General features: G+C 54.4%; 23 protein-coding genes and 3 pseudogenes. 11 read left to right on the forward strand and 15 right to left on the reverse strand.

The genetic code is table 11. The annotated features are described in order from the left end of the window. Positions 1–124 precede the first annotated feature (124 nt). Positions 125–802, forward strand: coding sequence for a cold-shock protein (locus tag A4S02_RS16330; protein ID WP_082246741.1), 678 nt, complete (start codon positions 125–127; stop codon positions 800–802). 107 nt (positions 803–909) lie between these two features. On the opposite strand, the gene smpB is transcribed toward A4S02_RS16330, so the two are convergent. Genes smpB through A4S02_RS03885 form a run of 4 tightly spaced genes read right to left on the reverse strand, consistent with a single transcriptional unit; the run spans position 910 to position 3,946 of the window. Next, positions 910–1,416, reverse strand: coding sequence for an SsrA-binding protein SmpB (smpB, locus tag A4S02_RS03870; protein WP_070323003.1), 507 nt, complete (start codon positions 1,414–1,416; stop codon positions 910–912). Beyond that, positions 1,416–2,306 carry a 4-hydroxy-tetrahydrodipicolinate synthase gene (gene dapA, locus A4S02_RS03875; protein ID WP_070323004.1) on the reverse strand — a complete coding sequence of 297 codons (891 nt, stop codon included), beginning with the start codon at positions 2,304–2,306 and terminating at the stop codon, positions 1,416–1,418. Before dapA ends, smpB begins: the two co-directional genes overlap by 1 nt. 10 nt (positions 2,307–2,316) lie before the next feature. Beyond that, on the reverse strand, positions 2,317–3,204 hold the full coding sequence (locus A4S02_RS03880; RefSeq protein WP_070323005.1) for a prephenate dehydratase: 888 nt from the start codon (positions 3,202–3,204) through the stop codon (positions 2,317–2,319). A gap of 7 nt (positions 3,205–3,211) precedes the next feature. Beyond that, entirely contained in the window at positions 3,212–3,946 is a 735-nt protein-coding gene (locus tag A4S02_RS03885; RefSeq protein ID WP_070323006.1) for a 3-deoxy-manno-octulosonate cytidylyltransferase, read from the reverse strand. Positions 3,947–4,054: 108 nt separating this feature from the next. Here A4S02_RS03885 and A4S02_RS03890 point away from each other — a divergent pair, with 108 nt between their 5' ends. From A4S02_RS03890 to A4S02_RS03905, 4 genes and pseudogenes are all read left to right on the forward strand, one after another. Beyond that, positions 4,055–4,573, forward strand: a complete 519-nt coding sequence (locus A4S02_RS03890; protein ID WP_070323007.1) for a c-type cytochrome — start codon at positions 4,055–4,057, stop codon at positions 4,571–4,573. After that, positions 4,570–5,367, forward strand: a complete 798-nt coding sequence (locus A4S02_RS03895; RefSeq protein ID WP_012812889.1) for an inositol monophosphatase family protein — start codon at positions 4,570–4,572, stop codon at positions 5,365–5,367. Before A4S02_RS03890 ends, A4S02_RS03895 begins: the two co-directional genes overlap by 4 nt. A 103-nt stretch (positions 5,368–5,470) precedes the next feature. After that, positions 5,471–6,730: a phosphoglycerate dehydrogenase gene (serA, locus tag A4S02_RS03900; RefSeq protein ID WP_070323008.1), complete on the forward strand. Its 1,260-nt coding sequence runs from the start codon at positions 5,471–5,473 to the stop codon at positions 6,728–6,730. A gap of 2 nt (positions 6,731–6,732) precedes the next feature. Next, positions 6,733–7,086, forward strand: a pseudogene (locus A4S02_RS03905) (magnesium chelatase domain-containing protein); the annotation flags it as partial. Between the two features lie 10 nt (positions 7,087–7,096). Here the strand turns inward: A4S02_RS03905 and A4S02_RS14770 are convergent. Next, a protein-coding gene (locus A4S02_RS14770; RefSeq protein ID WP_087651418.1) for an IS5 family transposase occupies positions 7,097–7,851 on the reverse strand; the annotation gives its coding sequence in 2 pieces (ribosomal slippage) (positions 7,097–7,512 and positions 7,512–7,851; 756 coding nt in all). Positions 7,852–7,946: 95 nt separating this feature from the next. Here A4S02_RS14770 and A4S02_RS03920 point away from each other — a divergent pair. From A4S02_RS03920 to A4S02_RS03930, 3 genes and pseudogenes are all read left to right on the forward strand, one after another. Further along, positions 7,947–8,564, forward strand: a pseudogene (locus A4S02_RS03920) (ATP-binding protein); the annotation flags it as partial. A 42-nt stretch (positions 8,565–8,606) separates the two neighbouring features. Continuing rightward, the gene (locus A4S02_RS03925) at positions 8,607–9,950 is read left to right on the forward strand and encodes an IS1182 family transposase (protein ID WP_070323010.1); all 1,344 of its coding nucleotides are present in this window, start codon (positions 8,607–8,609) and stop codon (positions 9,948–9,950) included. A gap of 52 nt (positions 9,951–10,002) precedes the next feature. Next, positions 10,003–10,563 (forward strand): annotated as a pseudogene (locus tag A4S02_RS03930) (ATP-binding protein); the annotation flags it as partial. Between the two features lie 27 nt (positions 10,564–10,590). Here the strand turns inward: A4S02_RS03930 and metC are convergent. Together metC and A4S02_RS03940 are read right to left on the reverse strand one after the other, a co-directional pair. Beyond that, positions 10,591–11,799, reverse strand: coding sequence for a cystathionine beta-lyase (gene metC / locus A4S02_RS03935; protein ID WP_070323011.1), 1,209 nt, complete (start codon positions 11,797–11,799; stop codon positions 10,591–10,593). After that, a complete protein-coding gene (locus tag A4S02_RS03940; RefSeq protein WP_082246742.1) occupies positions 11,796–12,737 on the reverse strand; it encodes a sulfurtransferase in 942 nt (313 codons plus the stop codon). Before A4S02_RS03940 ends, metC begins: the two co-directional genes overlap by 4 nt. Positions 12,738–12,806: 69 nt before the next feature. Between A4S02_RS03940 and A4S02_RS03945 the strand changes: the two genes are divergently transcribed. Both A4S02_RS03945 and A4S02_RS03950 read left to right on the forward strand, forming a co-directional pair. After that, positions 12,807–13,889: an AI-2E family transporter gene (locus A4S02_RS03945; protein WP_070323012.1), complete on the forward strand. Its 1,083-nt coding sequence runs from the start codon at positions 12,807–12,809 to the stop codon at positions 13,887–13,889. Between the two features lie 4 nt (positions 13,890–13,893). Beyond that, positions 13,894–14,577 (forward strand): endonuclease/exonuclease/phosphatase family protein, encoded by a 684-nt coding sequence (locus tag A4S02_RS03950; RefSeq protein WP_070323013.1) that lies wholly within the window; start codon positions 13,894–13,896, stop codon positions 14,575–14,577. 3 nt (positions 14,578–14,580) lie between these two features. Here the strand turns inward: A4S02_RS03950 and cls are convergent, their stop codons facing one another. Then, positions 14,581–16,008: a cardiolipin synthase gene (gene cls, locus A4S02_RS03955; protein ID WP_019090273.1), complete on the reverse strand. Its 1,428-nt coding sequence runs from the start codon at positions 16,006–16,008 to the stop codon at positions 14,581–14,583. Here cls and A4S02_RS03960 point away from each other — a divergent pair. Continuing rightward, positions 16,007–16,456 carry a YraN family protein gene (locus A4S02_RS03960; RefSeq protein ID WP_208858936.1) on the forward strand — a complete coding sequence of 150 codons (450 nt, stop codon included), beginning with the start codon at positions 16,007–16,009 and terminating at the stop codon, positions 16,454–16,456. The two genes, cls and A4S02_RS03960, sit on opposite strands and share 2 nt — an antisense overlap. Before the next feature lie 61 nt (positions 16,457–16,517). On the opposite strand, the gene A4S02_RS03965 is transcribed toward A4S02_RS03960, so the two are convergent. The 7 genes from A4S02_RS03965 to purS form a co-directional block, all read right to left on the reverse strand. Then, a complete protein-coding gene (locus A4S02_RS03965) occupies positions 16,518–16,835 on the reverse strand; it encodes a hypothetical protein (protein ID WP_070323015.1) in 318 nt (105 codons plus the stop codon). A gap of 72 nt (positions 16,836–16,907) precedes the next feature. Continuing rightward, the gene (gene grxD, locus A4S02_RS03970) at positions 16,908–17,246 is read right to left on the reverse strand and encodes a Grx4 family monothiol glutaredoxin (RefSeq protein WP_006115271.1); all 339 of its coding nucleotides are present in this window, start codon (positions 17,244–17,246) and stop codon (positions 16,908–16,910) included. A gap of 26 nt (positions 17,247–17,272) precedes the next feature. Beyond that, positions 17,273–17,503 (reverse strand): BolA/IbaG family iron-sulfur metabolism protein, encoded by a 231-nt coding sequence (locus A4S02_RS03975; protein WP_006115272.1) that lies wholly within the window; start codon positions 17,501–17,503, stop codon positions 17,273–17,275. A gap of 27 nt (positions 17,504–17,530) precedes the next feature. Further along, on the reverse strand, positions 17,531–19,735 hold the full coding sequence (gene purL, locus A4S02_RS03980; protein ID WP_070323016.1) for a phosphoribosylformylglycinamidine synthase subunit PurL: 2,205 nt from the start codon (positions 19,733–19,735) through the stop codon (positions 17,531–17,533). Beyond that, a complete protein-coding gene (gene purQ, locus A4S02_RS03985; RefSeq protein WP_070323017.1) occupies positions 19,732–20,433 on the reverse strand; it encodes a phosphoribosylformylglycinamidine synthase subunit PurQ in 702 nt (233 codons plus the stop codon). Before purQ ends, purL begins: the two co-directional genes overlap by 4 nt. Continuing rightward, on the reverse strand, positions 20,430–20,801 hold the full coding sequence (locus tag A4S02_RS03990) for a Rap1a/Tai family immunity protein (protein ID WP_019090278.1): 372 nt from the start codon (positions 20,799–20,801) through the stop codon (positions 20,430–20,432). Before A4S02_RS03990 ends, purQ begins: the two co-directional genes overlap by 4 nt. Beyond that, positions 20,798–21,040 carry a phosphoribosylformylglycinamidine synthase subunit PurS gene (purS, locus tag A4S02_RS03995; protein ID WP_070323018.1) on the reverse strand — a complete coding sequence of 81 codons (243 nt, stop codon included), beginning with the start codon at positions 21,038–21,040 and terminating at the stop codon, positions 20,798–20,800. Before purS ends, A4S02_RS03990 begins: the two co-directional genes overlap by 4 nt. Positions 21,041–21,063 lie beyond the last annotated feature (23 nt).

Below are 21,063 nucleotides of genomic sequence, written 5' to 3' on the forward strand. Positions count from 1 at the left end.
TCAGGAACGGGAACGGTGGCGTTTTCTTCAAAATACGTAAACCTGTCAACCCATTCCGGCAAACTGCCCGTTTTTCAATATCGGGAGAAGCTTCAGCCTTCTCCGTACTCCAGGATCAAGACCGTTGAAAAGTAACAGGACCGACCGCAGCTCTCGTTTTCCTCGCCGCGGCGGATTTGATGACGATTACATGTCCATGCCTTCCTTTGGTGAGCGCCCTGCTTTTGGTGGCGGTGACCGTGGTGGATTTGCACCGCGCCGTGGCGCTGGTGGTCCGCAGGTTGTGGCTTCCGGGCCGGAAGTTGGTGCAACTGTTAAGTGGTTCAACAGCGAAAAAGGCTTCGGCTTTGTTGAACTGGCAGATGGCACCGGTGATGTATTCCTGCACGCCAATGCACTCTCTCAGGCAGGCCATCAGGGTGTAAGCCCCGGTGCGACACTGGTTGTACGGATTGGCCAGGGCCCGAAAGGTCGCCAGGTTGCGGAAGTTATTTCCGTTGACGAAAGCACCGCTCAGCCAGAACGCCCCCGTGCACCGCGCCCCGGTTTTGGCAGCCGTCCGGCTGGCCGCCCTGCTCCAGATCTGTCCATGGCTGAAGGTACACGTGGTACCGTAAAATGGTACAACTCTGTCAAAGGCTTTGGCTTCATCACACCGGAAAGCGGTGGCAAGGACATTTTCGTTCATGCTTCTGCTCTGGAACGGTCTGGCCTGAGCGCACTGAACGAAGGTCAGGGTGTAAACGTAAAGGTGGTTCAGGGCCAGAAAGGCCCAGAAGCTGCTGAAGTTTCTCCGGCCTGATCCTGATTTTACAATTAGGTTTCAAGAAAAAACCCCGGTTTTGCCGGGGTTTTTTTATGGGGTTAGAGCCTAAAGCAACAATCTCTTCAGAAAGTGGAAGGGAGCGTTTAGTAGTCCCCCTTCCCCTTATTTCGGATTAAGCGTGCTTTATCGCGCTGCCAATCTCTGTCTGCAATGCTCTGGCGTTTGTCGTGGCTTTTCTTACCAATGCCTAAGCCGAGTGTGACTTTAGCCAAGCCTCTATCATTAAAATGCACATTCAAAGGCACAAGTGTCGCGCCCTGCTTGGCAATAGCACCTATAAACTTGCGCATTTCCTTACGGTGCATCAGCAGCTTACGCGGAGCACGCGTATCAAAGCGAGAGAGAACGCCCCCCTGATATTCAGGAATATAGCTGTTAAACAGCCATAATGCTCCATCCCGCTCGCTAGCAAAGGCTTCGTTAATGGTGGCACGGCCAAGGCGTAGGCTCTTAACCTCGGCACCTTTCAGCACAAGGCCAGCTTCAATGGTTTCCAGAATATTGTAATTGAAGCGCGCCTTACGGTTTTGCGCCACCATGCCATGAGAAATCATGGAGCTTTTGGCAGATTTTCCAGATTTGGAGCTCATCAGTTCAGTAGCCCGACATCAACAAGAGCAGCACGTACTTTCTCGCGAGAAGGTTCGGTCAGCGGAGCAAGTGGCAGGCGGCAGGTTTCACCAGCAAGCCCTAACAGGCTGGCGGCGTATTTGGCCGGTGCCGGATTGCTTTCGCAAAAAAGCGTATCATGCAAAGGCAGGAGTTTATCCTGAATGGCAATAGCATCCTGCGCGCGGCCTTCCTGCCACGCCTTTTGCACATTGGCACACAAGGCAGGCGCAACATTGGCCGTTACGCTAATGCAGCCATTACCACCCGCAGCCAGAAAAGCCACGGCGGTGCCATCTTCCCCAGAAAGCTGGTTAAAGCGCTTTTCTACCGCGCGGCGTACCTGCAATGGGCGCAGAAGATTGGCTGTGGCATCTTTTACGCCAATAATGTTTGGGTGCCGTGCCAGACGCGCCATGGTTTCCACGCTGATATCAACAATGGAACGGCCCGGAATATTGTAAAGAATAACCGGAATGGAAATGGCATCCGCAATAGCCATGTAATGCCGGTAAAGCCCTTCCTGCGTGGGCTTGTTGTAATAAGGCGCTACCACCAATACAGCATTTGCCCCGGCTTTTTCAGCATACTGTGCCAGATCTATGGCTTCGGATGTGCTGTTTGAGCCTACCCCAGCAATAACAGGAACCCGCCCGGCCGATACCTTTATGGTACGTTCCACAACAGCATGGTGCTCAGCATGAGAAAGGGTTGGGCTTTCCCCTGTTGTGCCAACAGCACACAGGGCAGATGTTCCCTCACGGATTTGCCAGTCCACCAGTTTTTCGAACGAGACAAAATCCAGACTGCCGTCCCGGTTCATGGGGGTAATCAGCGCGGTAATGGACCCGGAGAAAAAGGTATCAGACATGGGCAGTCACTTATCCTGAAATGGCATGTGCCGGCATAGTGCACGGCGTATCCTGAGAAGTATGCTGGCGGAAAGGCGATTGAGGGTAGACACCTAGAATTGTGGTGTTCTGTGCAAAAAAATCAAGTTCTGCTAGTGCTTTGCTCAGCCGTATATCATCTGGGTGACCATCAACATCCAGTAAAAAACGGGTGGCAGCAAAGGTTTCACCAGACATGTAGCTTTCCAGCCGGGTCATGTTTACGCCGTTGGTGGCAAACCCTCCCAACACTTTATACAACGCGCCGGGTTGGTTTTTGACACTGAAGATCAGTGTCGTCATCACATTGGAGGTATCTACCGGCGGACGATCCGCCGTGCGGGAGGCAATGTAAAAACGCGTGGTGTTGTGGTCTGCGTCTTCCACATTCTTTTTAAGAATTTCCAGACCGTAAAGTTCTGCTGCCAAGGCAGAAGCCACAGCGGCTTCTTCTGGTTTTTTCCATAAGGCTACCAGCTCCGCAGCACCCGCTGTATCAAACTCAGCTACTGGTTCCAGATTGTAATCACGGATCAGGTTTCTGATTTGGCCTAAGGCTACCGGGTGTGTGTGCACGCGCCGCACCTGTTCCATACGGGTGCCGGGTACAGCCAGCAGGCAGTGTTCTACCCTCTGAAAGTGCTCTCCCACAATTTGCAGGCCAGAAGCAGGCAATAAGGAATGAATATCCGGCACGCGCCCGGCCAGACTATTTTCGCACGCTAGCATGGCCAAATCTGCCCGGCCCTGATGCACGGCATCAATGGCATCGGCAAAAGTGCGACATGGCAGGGTTTTCCACCCCGGTTTGGCATTACGGCAGGCCAGATCTGAATATGCGCCCGGTGTGCCCTGAAAGGCGATAACCTTTTGTGTCATGCCTCAATTATGCTCCAAATGCACGGCGTGCGCGTTCCAGATCTTCTGGTGTATCCACCCCAAATGGCGCTGATGCAAGGCGTGTGCAGCCAATACGCATGCCAGATTCCAACGCCCGAAGCTGTTCCAAACTTTCACGCTTTTCCAAGCCAGATGGTGGCAGGGCTACAAATCGCTCCAAAGCAGCCCGACGCCACCCGTATACACCAATATGGTGCCACAGCGGCCCATTGCCCCACGGAATAGGCTGGCGGGAAAAATAAAGCGCGGGCGCAGTTTGCGTATCCCCTGAAAAATCACAGGCGACTTTCACCACGGAAGATGCGTTCTTTTCTGCATCTGATGTTACAGGTGCAACCAACGTTCCCACATCGTAAGTTGGGTTGGCCATAACATCCATAACGGCGCGTAGGGCCTGTGGGTCAAATGTCGGCAGATCACCCTGTAGGTTTAGCAGCACGTCATATTTACCATCAGGGTCAAATACTTGGGTGGCCTGCCATACTCTGTCTGACCCGGAAGGTAAGTTAGGGTCTGTTAGAATCGCGGTGCCACCCGCTGCGGTTACGGCATCATAAATTTCCTGATCCGCCGCAGCCACCATAACCGGGCCGATATTGGCGGCCATGGCGGCATCCCACACACGCAGAACCATAGGGCGGCCAGCAATGTCTGCCAGCGGCTTTCCCGGCAGGCGTGTGGAAGCAAGCCGGGCAGGTATGACAACAAGAGAAGAAACCATTAGCTTGCTCCGAAAAGCGGCTCGTCCTATAGCCGGTTGAAAGCGGCGCGCAGTCTATGAAAGCTGCACGGTAAACGCAACCGGCAGAAAACGAGGTGCCTCCCGGGCATGGATGGCAGGTTTCTGAACAGAATAGCGGTTTCCACCGTGCTTAGTGCGGCAGTGCTGGCAACATGTGTGTTTGCTGCACGCAGCACCGTGCCAGATACAGCCCCTGCCCGCCCCGCTTTTTCTTTGCCGGAGTTAGAGCCCGTACCTATTGCTCCGTTAATGACGCAGGCCAATGTGCAGCGTGGTGGTGCAACCGTCAGGCAGGTTTGCGCGCAGTGCCACGCCTTGGCTGGTGGGGCCGCGGAAAACGCCGGGCCGCCGCTAGCCGGTGTTGCTGGGCGTGGTGTGGCATCATGCACTGGCTACACCTATTCTGCGGCGTTACGGCAGTATGCAGGCCAGCATTGGACAGACCAGATGCTAGCGGATTGGCTTATGGCCCCTGCCCGCTTTGCGCCCGGTACACGTATGTCTCTCACTGGTATACCAGATCCCGCCCAACGGGCGGATGTTATTGCATTTCTTCACACTCTCGGCGGGCAGGCTGCGCCCGCACAGGCAGGATGCACACCATGACACATTCGGAAGAACTCGGCCTTTTTACAGATGTCGCCACCATGATGGCAGATGCCGCCCGCACGGTTGTGCGTCCGTGGTTCCGACGAGATGTGGCGGTGGATGATAAAAAGGATGCAAGCCCTGTAACCATTGCAGACCGCAGTGCAGAACGTGTGATGCGCGCCATTCTGGCTGAACGCCTGCCTGATCACGGCGTGTTTGGTGAAGAATTCGGCCACGAAAACCCAGAGGCTCCGTGGCAATGGCTGCTGGACCCGGTGGATGGCACGCGGGCTTTTGTAACGGGGCGCCCCATGTTTGGGACGTTGATTGCCCTTTGCCATCATGGTGTGCCGGTGCTGGGGCTGTTGGATCAGCCGGTGCTGAATGAACGCTGGTTGGGTGTGAAAGGTCAGCCTACGCAGTTTTCATCACCGTTGGGCGGTCGGCCTGCCACACGCCAGAACGTGGCGCTGGAAGCTGCAGAAATGTCCTGCACATCCCCCGAAATGCTGGAACTAGCCCCCCACACTGGCTGGAAAACCCTGAAAGCCTGCGCCAAGCGCATGACATGGGGCGGAGATTGCTACGCCTATGGCCTGCTGGCTTTGGGGCAGATTGATCTGATAGCCGAATGTGACATGAATCCGTGGGATTGGGCTGCCCTTGTGCCCGTTATTGAAGGCGCAGGTGGTGTGATAACAGCATGGGATGGCACCCCCTTACGGATGGATGGAGATCGCACGGTTCTGGCCGCTGGCTCGGCCTCCCTGCATCAGCAAGCCGTGGCAACCTTGCAGGCAGATCGCTAGATTTCGGTATCTTTTCTTTATCTCTAATGCGGCGGCCCTATCAATTTTGTAGTTTTTGGGATAGGTCTGCGGCTCGGCACAACAGCTATTTGGTCGGTTCCACATGAGCACAAGCACGCACCTGTCTCTCCCCAAGGACAAGATCCGCATTCTGCTGCTGGAGGGTATCCACGATAGTGCCGTCGCCCTTCTTAAAGCCAGCGGGTATGAAAACGTTGTGCGTCATAAAGGCGCGCTGGAGGGCGATGTCCTTAAAGAGGCGTTGGAAGGTGTGCATATTGTTGGCATTCGTTCCCGCACGCAGCTGACAAAGGAAGTGCTGGATGGCGCAGACCGGCTTATGGCCATTGGCTGCTTTTGCATCGGCACCAATCAGGTTGATCTTGAAGCCGCGCGTATGAACGGTATTCCCGTTTTTAACGCACCTTACAGCAACACACGTTCCGTGGCGGAACTGGTGATGGGCGAAATTGTTATGCTCATGCGCCGCATTTTCCCACGCTCTGTGGAATGCCATGAAGGTAAGTGGTCCAAATCCGCCCATAATAGTTGGGAAGTACGCGGTAAAACGCTGGGTATTGTAGGTTATGGCTCCATTGGCTCCCAGCTTTCTGTGCTAGCAGAAGCTTTTGGCATGCGCGTGGTGTATTACGATGTGGTGGACAAGCTAGGCCACGGGAATGCGCTGCCGGTAGAAACGCTGGAAGACCTGCTGGCGCAGAGCGATGTTGTGAGTCTGCACGTTCCGCAGTTGCCCACAACCAAGAACCTGATGGGTGAAGCCCAGATCAAGGCGATGAAGAAAGGTTCTTTCCTCATCAACAATGCACGCGGCAATGTGGTTGATCTAGATGCGCTGGCAGAAGCACTGAAAAGCGGCCATCTGCTGGGTGCGGCTATTGATGTGTATCCCAAGGAACCCAAAGGCCCGAACGACAAGTTGGAAACACCTGTGCAGGGGCTGGATAACGTTATCCTTTCTCCACACGTTGGTGGCTCTACCGTGGAAGCGCAGGAACGCATTGGCGTGGAAGTGGCGCGCAAGCTGGTGGAATACTCCGATGTGGGTTCCACCTTTGGCTCCGTGAACTTCCCCGGCGTGCAGTTGCCGCAAAGCCCACGCGGCACCCGCTTTATGCACGCGCACCGCAATGTGCCTGGCATGATGATGCGCCTGAACGAAATCTTCATGAATGCAGATTGCAACGTTACGGCACAGTTCCTGCAGACGGATGGAGAAATCGGTTACGTGGTGATTGAAGCCGATACCGGCGGCAACACGGAACTGGATGATCGTCTTCTTCAGGACTTGCGTGGCATGGAAGGCACAATCCGCGCACGCCTGATTTACAAAGGTAAATAAGCGTGTCTGTCGGGGCGGGAATACTCAATTCCCGCATCCGCAGTTTTGCCTTTTGTGGCATAGAAGCCCGCCCTGTTTGGGTGGAAGTGCAGATTTCCAGCGGTTTGCCAGCTTTTCTCATGGTTGGCCTGCCGGATAAAGCCGTGGCAGAAGCGCGTGAGCGTGTGCGAGCGGCACTCACTTCCATCGGGCTTGCACTACCTGCCAAGCGTATTCTGGTTAATCTGGTTTCTGCGGATATACCCAAGGAAGGATCGCATTTCGATCTTCCTATTGCGTTGGCGTTGCTAACGGCCATGGGCGTGATACCGGGTGAGGAAGTGGCGCGTTATGCCGCTTTGGGTGAGCTTTCCCTACGGCGTGTCGTCAGTTAAGCAGGATGATGATTGAGGCGAACTGCACGGCTGCGAGGAAGGTCGATTTCAGTTTATCGTAGCGGGTTGCGATAGCGCGAAACTGCTTGAGTTTATTGAAGAACCTCTCAACAAGGTTCCGTTCGCGGTAGAGAGAAAAATCGGTTTTCCGTCGTGTCGTTCTGTTGCGTTTTGGCGGGATGACCGGGGTAATCCCGCGCTGTATCAGCCGATCGATCAACCTGTCCGCGTCATACGCCTTGTCAGCAAGGAAAGCATCCGGTTCGATGTTTTCCAGAAGTGGTTCTGCCTGGGTGATATCGGCATCCTGTCCCGGTGTGATGCCGAGTTCCACTGGATTGCCCAGAGCGTCGCAGATGGCATGGATCTTTGTAGTTAGCCCGCCTCGTGATCGTCCGATGGCCTGATCCGTGCCCCTTTTTTGAGAGCTCCGGCACTATGCTGATGCGCTCGGACAATTGTGCTGTCGATCATCATGTATTCGTTGTCGTAATCAGCGGCCAGATAACGAAATATCCGTTCGATGACGCCGCTTTCACACCAGCGGCGCAGACGCCGGTGCACGTTTTTCCAGTCACCGAAACGGGCAGGAAGGTCGCGCCATGGAATACCCGCGCGATAGCGATACAGCACCGCCTCCACGAACAGACGGTTGTTCACCGCAGTGCCGCCGACATAGCCTTCTCGACCAGGAAGAAGATCCTTTATCCGCTCCCACTGGTCATCGCGTAAACTATAGCGCCGCATCTGTCTGTCTCCCCAAAAAAACGGGAAAACAGTCAGCACACGCAGACACAAAGTACAACCCTCACGTGCCACTCTCAGGGCTTAACTGACGACACGCCGTAGATGGACGGCTTAACCCGGTTGCGGGTGTGCTTTCCGCTTCCCTGGAAGCGGCTTCCATGAATTTGGGTTTGGTGTGCCCTGCGGCGCAAGGTCAGGAAGCCTTGTGTGGTGGGGATATTTCCATTCTTGCCGCACCAGATTTGCTCGCACTTATCAATCATTTTAACGGGCTACAGGTTTTATCTCCCCCGGCTTTTTCCGCACAGGAAGATGAACCGATATCTGAACCCGATTTGTCAGATATCCGCGGGATGGAAACGGGCCGCCGCGCGTTGGAAATTGCAGCAGCAGGCGGACATTCTCTGCTGCTCAGTGGGCCGCCGGGTGCAGGCAAATCCATGCTGGCGGCACGTTTACCAAGTCTGTTGCCAGATCTTTCTTTGGCAGAAAGTCTAGATGTTTCGCGTATTTATAGTGCGGCGGGTTTGCTGGGTGGTGGTAAACCTATTAGACGCCCGCCTTTTCGTGATCCGCACCATTCGGCCAGTCTGCCCGCTTTAGTGGGTGGAGGAGCCCGTGCGCGGCCGGGTGAAATTAGTCTGGCGCATCGGGGCGTGTTGTTTCTGGATGAATTGCCAGAATTTTCCCGATCCGCTTTAGCAGCCTGTCGGGTTGGGTTACCCAGTGAAGGGGTAAGGTTGTAAGGTGGTGAGATGAGCAGCTTCATCCCGTTTGACCGGTCTCAGCCGTATCTTCTGCCTCCTGATCTGAAGTCGTGGCTTCCTGCTGACGATATGGCGCATTTCATTGTAGCCGCCGTTGAGCGGGTTCCGATGAGTGCGTTCTGCGTGCCAGTGCGCACGGGTGGCAAGGCACAGTACCATCCGCGTCTGATGTTGGCCCTTCTGATCTTCAGCTATGCGAACGGGTTGTTTTCCTCACGCCGGATCGAGCGGGCGACATATCGCGACATCGGGGTACGCTTCGTGGCGGCGAACCTGCATCCGGATCATGATACGATTGCGACCTTCCGCCGGACGAACCGGACAGCCATTGAAGCTGCATTTGCGCAGGTTCTGCTTCTGGCGCGCGAGGCGGGTCTGCTGCGTCTGGGTGTAGTATCGATCGACGGCACGAAAATTGATGCCGACGCTTCGAAATACCGTTCCCTGCGCTACGACCGGATCAGGGCGCTGCGCGAACAGCTGGCGGTGGATATCGCGAAACTGATGGACCAGGCGGAGCACGCGGATGCCACAGACAGAGATCCGCAGGCCCTGCCAGAAGAGCTTGCCCGACGGGAAACGCTGAAAGCGAAGCTGGACGAAGCCTGCGCCCGGCTGGAAGCAGATGCGAAGGCGCAGGCCGAGGCGGCGCGACCGGCATACGAGAAAAAGAAGGCGGTGTATGACGCAAAAACAGGGCGTCGCGGCCGGGCGCCCAAACCGCCCGATGATGAACCACCACCCGACCGGCAGATCAGTCTGACCGATCCCGACAGCCGCCTCATGCGGCGTTCGGACGCTCACGAGTTCCGGCAGGCTTACAATGCCCAGGCCGTGGTCTGCGCCGAAGGCAGTCAGTTGATCGTGACAACCGACGTTGTCGCCACGTCAGCGGATGCGCCATCCTTTGCCGACACGGTGCTGTCGATGGAAGACACAATCGGTCTCCCGGAGAAGGTGCTTGCCGACACCGGTTACGCCAGCGGACAGGCGGTCCGGAAACTGCAGGAAAAGGGCATTGATCCGCTGGTCGCCATTGGACGGCCCTGTGCCCGCAGGCCTTACGACTTCCGACCCCATCCCGAAGCAAAGGAGCCACGCCGGATAACCGAACCCTGGCGGCTCGCCATGAAGGCGAGACTGGAAACCACAGAAGCCGGAGATGTTTACAGACTACGAAAACAGACCGTGGAGCCGGTCTTTGGAATTATCAAAAGCATCATGGGCTTCAGAAGGTTCAGTCTGCGCAGCCTTGCAAAAGTCACGACCGAATGGACACTCGTCGCTCTCGCATACAACTGCAAAAGAATGGCACGGCTTCAGGCGGCATAAGCCGGGTCAGCCTCGGCCTTATAACCCTCAAAATGACCAACCCGACAGGCTGTTAGAGGCACTAAGGCAACCATTGGAAACCGGCCAGATCAGCATCGCGCGGGCTGCCGTGCATATCACGTACCCTGGCCGTTTTCAGCTTATTGCGGCCATGAACCCGTGCCGCTGCGGTTATCTGGGCGATGCCAGCCGGGAATGCCGCAAAGCCCCGCGCTGTGGTGAAGATTACATGAACCGTCTTTCTGGCCCATTGCTGGACAGAATAGACATGCATCTTGCCATGCAGCCCTATGAACCTTTGGGGTATATGGCAGGCCCAGCGGGAGAAAGCAGCGCAACGGTAGCAGAGCGCGTGCGGTGTGCGCGCCAGATGCAGGCAGAGCGGCAAGGTGCACGCAAGAATGCAGAAGCCGCATTGGAAGATTTGTGTGTATCGGCAGAAGCACAGAATATGGCACAAGCTATAGCGGCCAGATTTCGGTTTTCTGCGCGCGGTTATACGCGCATGTTACGCGTGGCACGCAGCATTGCAGATCTTGCTGGTGAGTCAGATATTCAACCCCAGCATGTGGCAGAAGCAGCCACCTATCGCAGCCGAGGTTCTGCCAACTAACCTCGGCTGGTGGTTGTGCTTCCTAAGTTACTTACTGGTTAGTAATTGTAAGCCTTGTTCCAGATCAGCAATCAGATCATCCGGGCTTTCCAGCCCAATCTGAAGGCGGAAAGCTGGACCATCCTGCACAGGGGATTCACTGCTGCGGGGAATGCCTCCTGTGGTAGGAAGAATAAGGCTTTCATACCCTCCCCAAGATGCGCCAATGCCATACATCTTTAGGGCATCAATCATACGTTGCATGTCCTGCACTGTGTAATCGGCTTTCAGCACAACACCAAACAGGCTGCCTGCTCCGGTAAAATCACGCTTCCAATACGTATGGCCGGGGCATTCTGGTAAGGCTGGGTGTAGTACGCGGGCCACTTCCGGCCGAGTTTGCAGCCATTTGGCAATATGTAGGGCAGATTTTGCCTGTTGCGCCAACCGTACGCCCATAGTGCGCAGGCCACGCAGCGTAAGCCAACATTCATCAGGCCCAGCCACCTGCCCCATCTGAATGGCGGCATCGCGCAATGTATGCCATAGGCGTGTATCGGCAACAGTAACGGCGCCAGCAATTACATCAGAATGGCCTGCTGGGTATTTTGTAAGTGCCTGAATAGAAACATCCACGCCATGTTTGAATGGCGCAAAAATACCAAAGCCCCATGTGTTATCAAAAAACAGCAAGGCACCATGCGCATGGGCAATTTCTGCCAGCATGGCAACATCCTGTACCTCAAACGTGTGGCTGCCGGGACTTTCTGTAAATACAACCCGCGTATTGGGTCGCATCAGGGCCGTTATGGTTGCGGCATCAGCACAGGGTGGAAAATAGGAAATTTCCACTCCAAAGCGCTTGAGCATGTTTTCTGCAAAGCGCCGGGTGGGCCCATATACGTTATCTGCCAGCAGGCAGTGGTCTCCTGCTTTTAAAAAAGCCAGAAGCGGCGTGGTGCAGGCTGCTAGGCCAGAACAGACAATTTGTGTGTCCGTACCACCTTCTATGGTGGCAATGGCCTTTTCCAACTCATGCTGGGTGGGCGAGCCCATGGCTCCATAAATGCTGACATGCTCATACCGCTTGCGGCCGGTTTGTTGCATGGCATCCAAAGATGGAAACACAACGGTAGAGCCACGTTCCAATGGCAGGTTTACGTAGGTTCCTGCCTCTGTTGCTTGTGGGCGGGCAACATGGCTGAGGGAAGATGCAAGTTTAAGCCAGCCGGCGGAAACCCTGTTTTCGTCTGTCATGCTGTGCGTTCCACTGTTACGGGCGCATTGGGAAAACTGCCCCATTCTGCCCAGGATCCATCATACAAGGCACCTATATTAAGCCCAGCAATAGTCAGACCTGCTGTGAGCACTGCTGCGGTCATGCCGGAACCGCAGGTGGTTATGGGGGCATCAGATTCCGTAATGCCTGCTTGTGCAAAGAGAGCGCACAACTGTTCAGGGGGCAAAAACTGCCCTTTTGTATTCAGCAGGTTTTTATAAGGCATATTACGCGCACCCGGCATGTGGCCTGAGGCAACATTAGGCCGAGGTTCTGGCGTTTCACCATAAAAACGGGCAGCGCTGCGGGCATCCAGAATGGGGCGTGTGCCGTGTTTTACAATATCCAGCATGTCCCCCAAACCAACAATATGCCTATAGCATGTGCGTGGCTGATAAGGTGCTGGCAACGCCGCAGTAGGAGCAGCCGCTTCTGTTGGGTGCCCATCACGCACCCATGCGGGTAATCCACCATCAAGAATAAAGCTGCGTTCATGCCCAAACAGGCGCGTTAACCACCACCCGCGGCAAGCCGATGCAACATTGCCCTGATCATAAAAAACCACGGTGTCCTGCGTTGTTATGCCCAGCCTGCCAAACAGGTGGCTAAACCGCGCGGCAGAGGGGACTGTATGCGGCAATGCGCTTTCTGGGTCAGAAAACAGCTCGATATCAAAATACCGGCTGCCGGGAATATGCGCTGCGGCAAAATTTTGCTGCGGGTTAAAGGTTTCTCCGGGCAGCAAAGCGGTTGCATCCAGCAGATGCAGGCCGGATGTGCCAACCATTTCGGCCAGTTTTTGAGTGGAAATAAGAGGTGACATATCGGCTGCCTGACCCATTGTTATTTTGAATATTCTGCCGCAAAGATCACACAGCCCCGTCTGGCTGGCAAACAAAACATCATGGTGCGTCATGTTGAGTGTGCATGGAGAAGTTTTGTTTTCACACCAGACAAAATCCAGATTTCATGATTTAATGGCTGAATGGCAACTGGTCAGCCCGCTTCTACTGAACGCATCATGCGGCTGCTGCTTTTGGGCGGCATTACGTATGGGTGCGTGCTGGTGCTTGCACCCTTTTCTTCCGCTCTGTTGTGGGCAGGTGTGCTGGCTTATACAACGTGGCCATTGTTCCAGCATTTGCGCCACCGTATGGGGCCAAACGCTGCCAGCCTGACCATGACACTACTGTGCGCTGTAGGTGTGGTGTTGCCATTGGCGTTTTTGGCATCTGCCTGCGTATCATCCGGCCCACGCTGGGCACGACAGGTTATGGCGTTTGTTGGCACTATTCATGAACTACCCCCCTTGCCCCATTGGATAACATCACTGCCTGCATTTGGGCCTGATATCAGCCATCATTGGGAGCGCTGGAGCCGCAACATCAGCTCTGTGGGGGATGAACTGCGCCCCTATGCGGGCGAGATTATTCAATCTCTCCTCGAAGTGTTGATGCGTATGGCCAATGGTGCCCTACATCTGGTTATGGCGCTGTTTATTGCCTTCTTTTTTTGGCTCAGTGGTCCCATGTTATGGGATACGGTGCAAGCTGTTATGGTGCGTATTGCAGGGCATCAGGCTGGGCGGCACCTGCATATTGTAGGTAGTACATTACGCGGAACAGTGTATGGCATTTTGGGCACCGCGATCATACAGGGTATTCTTACAGGATTGGGCCTGTGGCTGCTGGGGGTTGGAGAAGCCGTTATTTTAGGTGTGCTGGCAGCATTTTTGGCGGTTTTCCCCATAGGTGCGCCTTTGGTGTGGATACCTGCTGCCCTATGGCTGTTTGGTATGCACCATCCGGGAAAAGGCATTTTACTACTGCTTTATGGTGTTTTGGTTATCTCAGGTGCAGATCACCTTATCCGCCCGCTGTTTATTGCGCGTGGCAGTAAGCTTCCCTATTTGCTGACAGTGCTGGGCGTTATTGGCGGCCTGCTGGCTTTTGGTGGTGTAGGTATTTTTCTGGGGCCTATTCTGCTCGCTATTGGCTTTACACTCACAACAGAATTTGCAGCGGATGAAGCCGCGCAACCTCTTACGCAGGATGAAAAAGGACTCTGACATCATGAGGCGTCCACTCTCTCGGCTGGTTGAGTTTGCGCGTCGCAAGTCAGCCCATTCCTTTGTCGCCTGTGATATGGAAGGCGTGCGGGTTATTAGTTGGAATCTGCTACGCCGCACTGGGGCAACCGTACATGATATTGCTGCCCTTATTGAGGCCGAAAAGCCCGATGTGCTGCTTATGCAAGAGGCCACGGTAGAAATAGATGTGCTGCCAGATGTGATTGGCGGCCACTATGCGCGTAACCCGCAGCCGGGGCGTATTCATGGTGTAGCATGTTGGAGCCGTATTCCGTTTGCGCGTGCACCCAGAGCCTGCACCATTCCTTCTGGCCCGCTGTTTAAGCGCCATGCTCAGATTATTGAGTATGAGAATTTTTCCTTGGCCAATGTCCATCTGTCTCATGGGCAGATGTTGAACCGTAAACAGTTGCGGCGCTTGGCCACCCTGCTTTCTCCCCCATGTGCCATTCTGGGGGATTTCAACCTGTTAGGCCCAACATTGGTGCCGGGCTTTAAGGATGTTGGGCCTAAGGCCCCTACACACCAGATGGTGGATTTGCTGCCTATTAGAATTGACCGGTGTTTAGTGGAAGGCATGCAGTGTTTGAGCGCGCGTGTCCTGCCTGTTTTTGCCTCGGACCACCGGCCTATTGCGGTGACTTTGCGGCCCTTGATTGGACTGTAGTTTTTACAGATAAGGCATGAACAATCTGGCAAACGCATCTCGAATTTGGATGATCTTGTTGCGGTTATCCAGATCATAATGTGTGAGCCGTTTGTTGCGATGCTTGGTGATGAAATCATCCAGCATTTCAGCCAATACGGTATCGTAGATTTCCATATTGACTTCAAAATTCAGCCTGAGGCTACGAATATCAAGATTGGAACTTCCCACACAAGACCAAGCGCGATCCACCACCATCAACTTGGAATGGTTGAATGGCGGATTTGCCAGCCACACCCGTACACCTGCATTCAGCAAAGGTGCGATATTTGCGGCACAGGCCCAATCCAGTGGGAGATGATTGCTCTGGCGGGGTATGACAAGATCAACCTGCACACCGCGAAGAGCCGCCAGCCCCAGTTCAGACATAAGGCGTTGTCCCGGTAAAAAATAAGGCGTCATCAACCTTACGTTTTTGCGGGCCAGCGTGATGGCCTGCAACATGGTGTATTCTATTTTTTCCAGATCCGTATCTGGCCCAGCCGTAACAATACGCGCCAGTGATTCCCCTGTGCTTTTATGCTCCTGAAAATACAGATCACCATGCAGGCGTTCCTGCGTGGTAAAATACCAATCCCACGCGGCGGCCTCGGCCAACTGACGAACCACCGGGCCTTCTACTTTAAAATGCGTGTCTGATACCGGGTGCTTGGGTTTGCGGGAGACCATGTTTTCATCCGCAATATTCAGACCGCCTAAAAAGCCGATACGCCCATCTACCACCAGAATTTTGCGGTGGTCTCGCAAATTGATAAAAGGCATCCGCCACGGCAGTAAGGAATGCATAAAGCGTGCGCACGGCACCCCTGCCCGCCGCAGCCGATGGTAAAGGGGGGATAGAAAATAACCGCTACCTATGCCATCAACCAGCACACGTACTTGCACGCCGCGTTTATGGGCTGCAACCAGTTTATCTGCAAACAGGCCGCCAATTTTGTCATCTCTGAAAATATAGGAACATAGCAAAATACTTTTGCTGGCGTGTTCTATGGCATCCAGCATATGTGGGTATCCGCCATCTCCATCATGTAGCGGAATGATGGAATTGCCACCTACCAGAGCACGACTGCTGAGCTTGCCCACCATAAGTGCTAATGGCGCAAACTGGCCTTCTAGCTCTCTGTTCCAAGATGAAGGCTGATCTATTTCCAACCTACGGGGAGACCGATCTCCTACCAGCTTTTTGGCCAAGCGGGTCACGCGGTTGATGCCAAACATCAGATAAAGGGTTGTGCCCAGCAGCGGCATAAAAACACATGCGCCTATCCACCCGATAGCAGATGCCGTGTTGCGTTTTGTAAGAAGAATGTGCAACCCGACAGAAACAACCAGCACAAACCTGATAACTGTAAGCGCAAGCGTAAAGGGTGAAATGGATAAGTCTGGCAACATGATAGATAAAATGCTCACACAAAATGGGCTGGTCTATAAGATACCGAACAAAGTGGCTGCAAAACAGGGGCCAGCATTTTTGCAGAAACAAAGAAGTGGCAGTGTTGCTTACACGCAAGGCGTGGCTGCAGAACAGCAAGCCTGCCACTGGCTAGAGCAGGACGGATGGACTGTGCTTTTGCGCAGAGCCCGCACCCACCGCGGCGAAATTGATATTGTGGCCAGTAAAGCAGCAGTTCTGTGTTTTGTGGAAGTAAAAAAACGGCGTTCTATAGAAGAGGCATTGGTAAGTTTACAACCAGCGCAACAGCGGCGCTTGTTCCGGGCAGCGGAATGCTTGTTGCAAAAACATCCGTATTGGCAATACGAAGAAATGCGTTTTGATCTGTTTGTGTTTGATAATGCAGGCAAAATGGAACGGTTAGAAGATATTCTCCGCCAAATGTAAAAAAGGCGCTTCTGTAACAGGAGCGCCTTTAAAACATTCGTGGGTATAAAAAGAGAAAAGATCAGGTGCGGTGGCGATGTTTTACACTATGTGCAGAAACGGCATGTGCTGGATGATAGCTTACAAGCCGTACCATGCTATGGGCTTTACCACGCTGGGCAGCAGCCAGAACAACACGGTGTGAAGACTTGGCCACAGCAACGTGCCGCACATGGTGCACAACTGGCGGCGGCGCTGCTGTAAGCGCCGCAAAAGTCAGCTTGCTGGCTTCCAGATCAGAAATAATGCGTTCTGCTCGAGCAGAGGAAGAAGTGATGACTAACCCTACGCCAAGTGCTGTAAGAGCAAGAGCGCCACGTACAACCGCAACTCGTTTCATTAATCTGATCCCAGCCTGTTTCTCTTTTCTTTAGGGACTATACAGCCCCTCCCCCACTTGACAACCTAAAAATCAGGCTGGGGCGTTACAAGGAATGTTTTTTTCCTTGAACAGGTTTTGCAGTTCACCAGACTGGTACATTTCGGTAACAATATCGCACCCGCCAATGAATTCCCCTTTTACGTAAAGCTGGGGAATGGTCGGCCAGTTTGAGAAATCCTTAATGCCCTGGCGAATGCCCGGATCAGCCAGCACGTTTTCGGTTTTGAAAGGTACGCCAAGGTGCTGGAGAATCTGCACAACGCGCGCAGAAAAACCGCACTGAGGGAAATCGGCATCCCCTTTCATGAACAGCATAACGGGGTTGGCTTCAATGTCCTGCTTGATGCGCTGCTGTGCTGTATCTGTCATGGTCTGATATCCTTAAAGCTAAGTGATTAGGGAGCAGAAGTTGTAAGCGCCAGCGCATGCAGCTTGCCGCCCATGTGGCCTTGCAGGGCCTGATAGACAAGCTGATGCTGCCGCACGCGTGAAAGGCCCCGGAAGGCTTCGCTCACCACGGAACAGGCATAATGGTCACCATCCCCAGCCAGATCATCAATCTTGATCTGGGCATCCGGAAAAGCCTGCCGGATATAGGTTTCGAGTTCTGTGGCGGACATTGCCATCGGTCTGCTTCCTTCCCGCTTGTTTTGTTAGTTGCCCATCAGCGTCGGGAAAAACGCTTCATGGGCCGTTTTCAGGCGTGCTGCGGATATGGTGACGCCGCTTGGCAGAATCAAATCATTTCCGCCTGAGCGGGCAATAATACGTGCTGGCACACCGGCTACTTGTGCGCGTTCACACAGGGCTTTGCCGTCTGCCACACAAGCCAGATAGCGGGCCTGATCTTCACCAAACCAGAAGGCTTCTGGCCGGATGCCGGAATCTGGGCTTTCCAGCTCACACCCAATGCCGCTTGCCATCACCATTTCTGCGGCGGCAACCATAATGCCACCATCAGCAATGTCATGGCATGCGGTAATGGTGCCATCCAGAATGGCGCTGCGCACAAAGTCACCATTGCGTTTTTCTGCGGCCAGATCGACCGGCGGCGCTGCACCAGCTTCCTGACCAAGGATTTCACGCAGCCAGATGGTCTGGCCAAGTTCACCCTTGGTTTCACCAATCAGCACCACGTCTGTTTCTGGCTGCATACCAAGGCCAACAGCCTTGTTAACATCATCCAGAACGCCCAACGCACCAATGGCGGGTGTGGGCAGAATGGCGGTGGTGGAGCCATCGGGGTTACGTGTTTCGTTATAAAGAGACACGTTGCCGCTAACGACCGGGAAATCCAGCGCTGAACAGGCTTCCCCCATACCTTCAACCGCAGCCACAAATTGGCCCATGATCTCGGGCTTTTCTGGGTTGGCGAAGTTCAGGTTATCCGTTACCGCCAATGGGCGTGCGCCGGTGGCTGTAAGGTTACGCCATGCCTCGGCAACAGCCTGTGCGCCACCCGTTTTGGGGTCTGCCTGACAGTAGCGCGGGGTGCAATCTGTGGTGATGGCCAGGCCGATGTCTGTATCTTCCACCTTCACAATGGCCGCATCAGCAGCGCCCGGGCGGCGGACTGTCTGCCCACCTACGGTGCTGTCATACTGGTTCCATACCCATGCGCGAGAGGCCAGATCTGGCGAACCTACCAGCTTAAGCAACGTGGCATCTAAAGAAAGCGGTGCATGCACGCCTTCCAGCGGAGCCGGGGCTTTGGGTGGCGTTGCAGGGCGATCGTAAATGGGGGCCTGTTCTGCCAATGGGTCCAGCGGAATATCTGCTTCCAACTGCCCTTTGTGCTTAACTACGATGTGGCCGGTATCTGTCAGATGCCCGATAATGGCAAAATCCAGTTCCCATTTTTCAAAGATCTTGCGGGCCACGTCTGTCCGATCAGGGCGCAGCACCATCAGCATGCGTTCCTGGCTTTCAGACAACATCATTTCATAAGCCGTCATATTCGGCTCACGCTGTGGCACGGCATCCAGATCAAGCTCGATACCTACGCCGCCCTTGCCTGCCATTTCTACGGAAGAAGATGTCAGACCGGCAGCGCCCATGTCCTGAATAGCCACAATGGCATCTGTTGCCATCAGTTCCAGGCAGGCTTCAATCAGCAGCTTTTCAATGAAGGGGTCACCTACCTGCACCGTGGGGCGCTTGGAAAGTGCATCTTCATCAAATTCGGCGGAAGACATGGTGGCACCATGAATACCATCGCGCCCTGTGCGAGAGCCTACGTAAACAACCGGGTTGCCAACACCTGCTGCGGCAGAAAGGAAGATACGGTCCTTACGGGCCAAACCAACCGTCATGGCGTTTACCAGCGGGTTGCCATCATAGGCTGGGTGGAAGTTAATTTCTCCGCCTACGGTGGGCACGCCAACGCAGTTACCATAGCCGCCAATACCACGCACTACGCCATCAATAACGCGGCGGGTTACGGGGTTTTCTGGGCTCCCAAAACGCAGGGCATTCAGGTTGGCAATGGGGCGTGCGCCCATAGTGAACACATCGCGCAGAATACCACCAACACCCGTGGCCGCACCCTGATAAGGCTCGATAAAGGATGGGTGGTTATGGCTTTCCATCTTAAAGATGGCAGCATAGCCCTGCCCGATATCTACCACACCAGCATTTTCACCGGGGCCATGAATAACCCACGGTGCTTTAGTCGGCAGCGTACGCAGCCACTTGCGGGAAGATTTGTAAGAACAGTGTTCCGACCACATCACAGAGAACACGCCCAGCTCTGTCAGGCTGGGGGTGCGGCCCATAATGGACAGCACACGGCCGTATTCCTCAGATGTCAGCCCGAATTCACGGGCAAGAGATTCATCAACGGTTACAGGCTTATTCACCGGACTACAGCCTCCACCAAACCTTGGAACAACGGCAGACCATCTTCACCGCCCATCAGAGGATCAACCAGATCTTCCGGATGAGGCATCATGCCGCAAATGCGTTTGTTTTCGCTAAGAATGCCCGCAATGCTGTTAACGCTGCCATTGGGGTTACTGGTGGCATCATCAGCCTGCACGTTGCCTTTGGCATCGGCATAGCGGAAAGCCACAAGGCCTTCGCCTTCAAGCCGTTCCAGCGTGGCAATATCTGCCGTGTAATTGCCATCACCATGCGCCAGTGGGGTGCGGAAAACATCGCCCTTTTTCCACTTATGGGTGAAAGGCGTGTTTTCGGCTTCCACCTTCAGGTAGCAATCCTGAGAGAGGAAGCGCAGATTGGCGTTGCGCAACAGTGCACCGGGCAAAAGCCCCGTTTCCGTTAAGATCTGGAAGCCGTTGCAAACACCCAAGATATGGCCGCCCTTTTGGGCAAAGGCTTTGATAGCCCCCATGATGGGAGAATGCGCGGCCATAGCACCACAGCGCAGATAATCGCCATAGCTAAAACCACCTGGCAGCACGACCAGATCGGTATCTCCCAGATCTGTTTCATGGTGCCAGATCATGCGCGGAGCCTGCCCTGTAACGTGCTTGAGGGCAATGGCCATATCGCGCTCCCGGTTCGTGCCGGGGAATACGATAATTGCTGCTTTCATTTTTTCACACTGCACGGATAAGAGGCATGCAGGGCGGCAAAAACACTTTCACCAACCGGCTTGTCCAGTGTTTCGGAATGCGCTTTCAGCCAAGCAAGAACCTTGGAACGCATAACGGGCATGGTTTCTGTAGTCGGCACACAAAAACCTGCAGGCGCAGATGGATCACCCTCGTTCCGATCATTGATCTTGGAGAGAGAAACACCATCCGTCAGGCCGCCAATATAGGCATCGCAAATGCCTGCGCCGGTGGCACGTGCGCAAATGCGGGCAAAGTTACCTGCCTTCATGGGCGCAATGCGCTGGGCATGGGCAAAGCCCGGTGCCGCACATGCCAGGGCCAAAGTTACAAGGAGGGTGCGCTTCATTCCACCACCTCTACAGAGTAATCTTCAATCACCAGATTGGCCAGCAGATCACACGCCATGGCATCGGCCTTTTTCTGGGCTTCCTCTGCCTTTGCGCCGGGCAGATCCAGCTCAATCACCTTGCCCACGCGCACATCTTGCACGCCGTCAAAGCCAAGTGTCTGCAATGCGTGGCTAATGGCCTTGCCCTGCGGATCCAGAACACCGTCTTTCAGCATGACGGTTACACGTACCTTCATTTTCAAGCTCCCGTTGCCACCAG

It is taken from the genome of Acetobacter ascendens, assembly GCF_001766235.1.
GTDB lineage: Bacteria > Pseudomonadota > Alphaproteobacteria > Acetobacterales > Acetobacteraceae > Acetobacter > Acetobacter ascendens.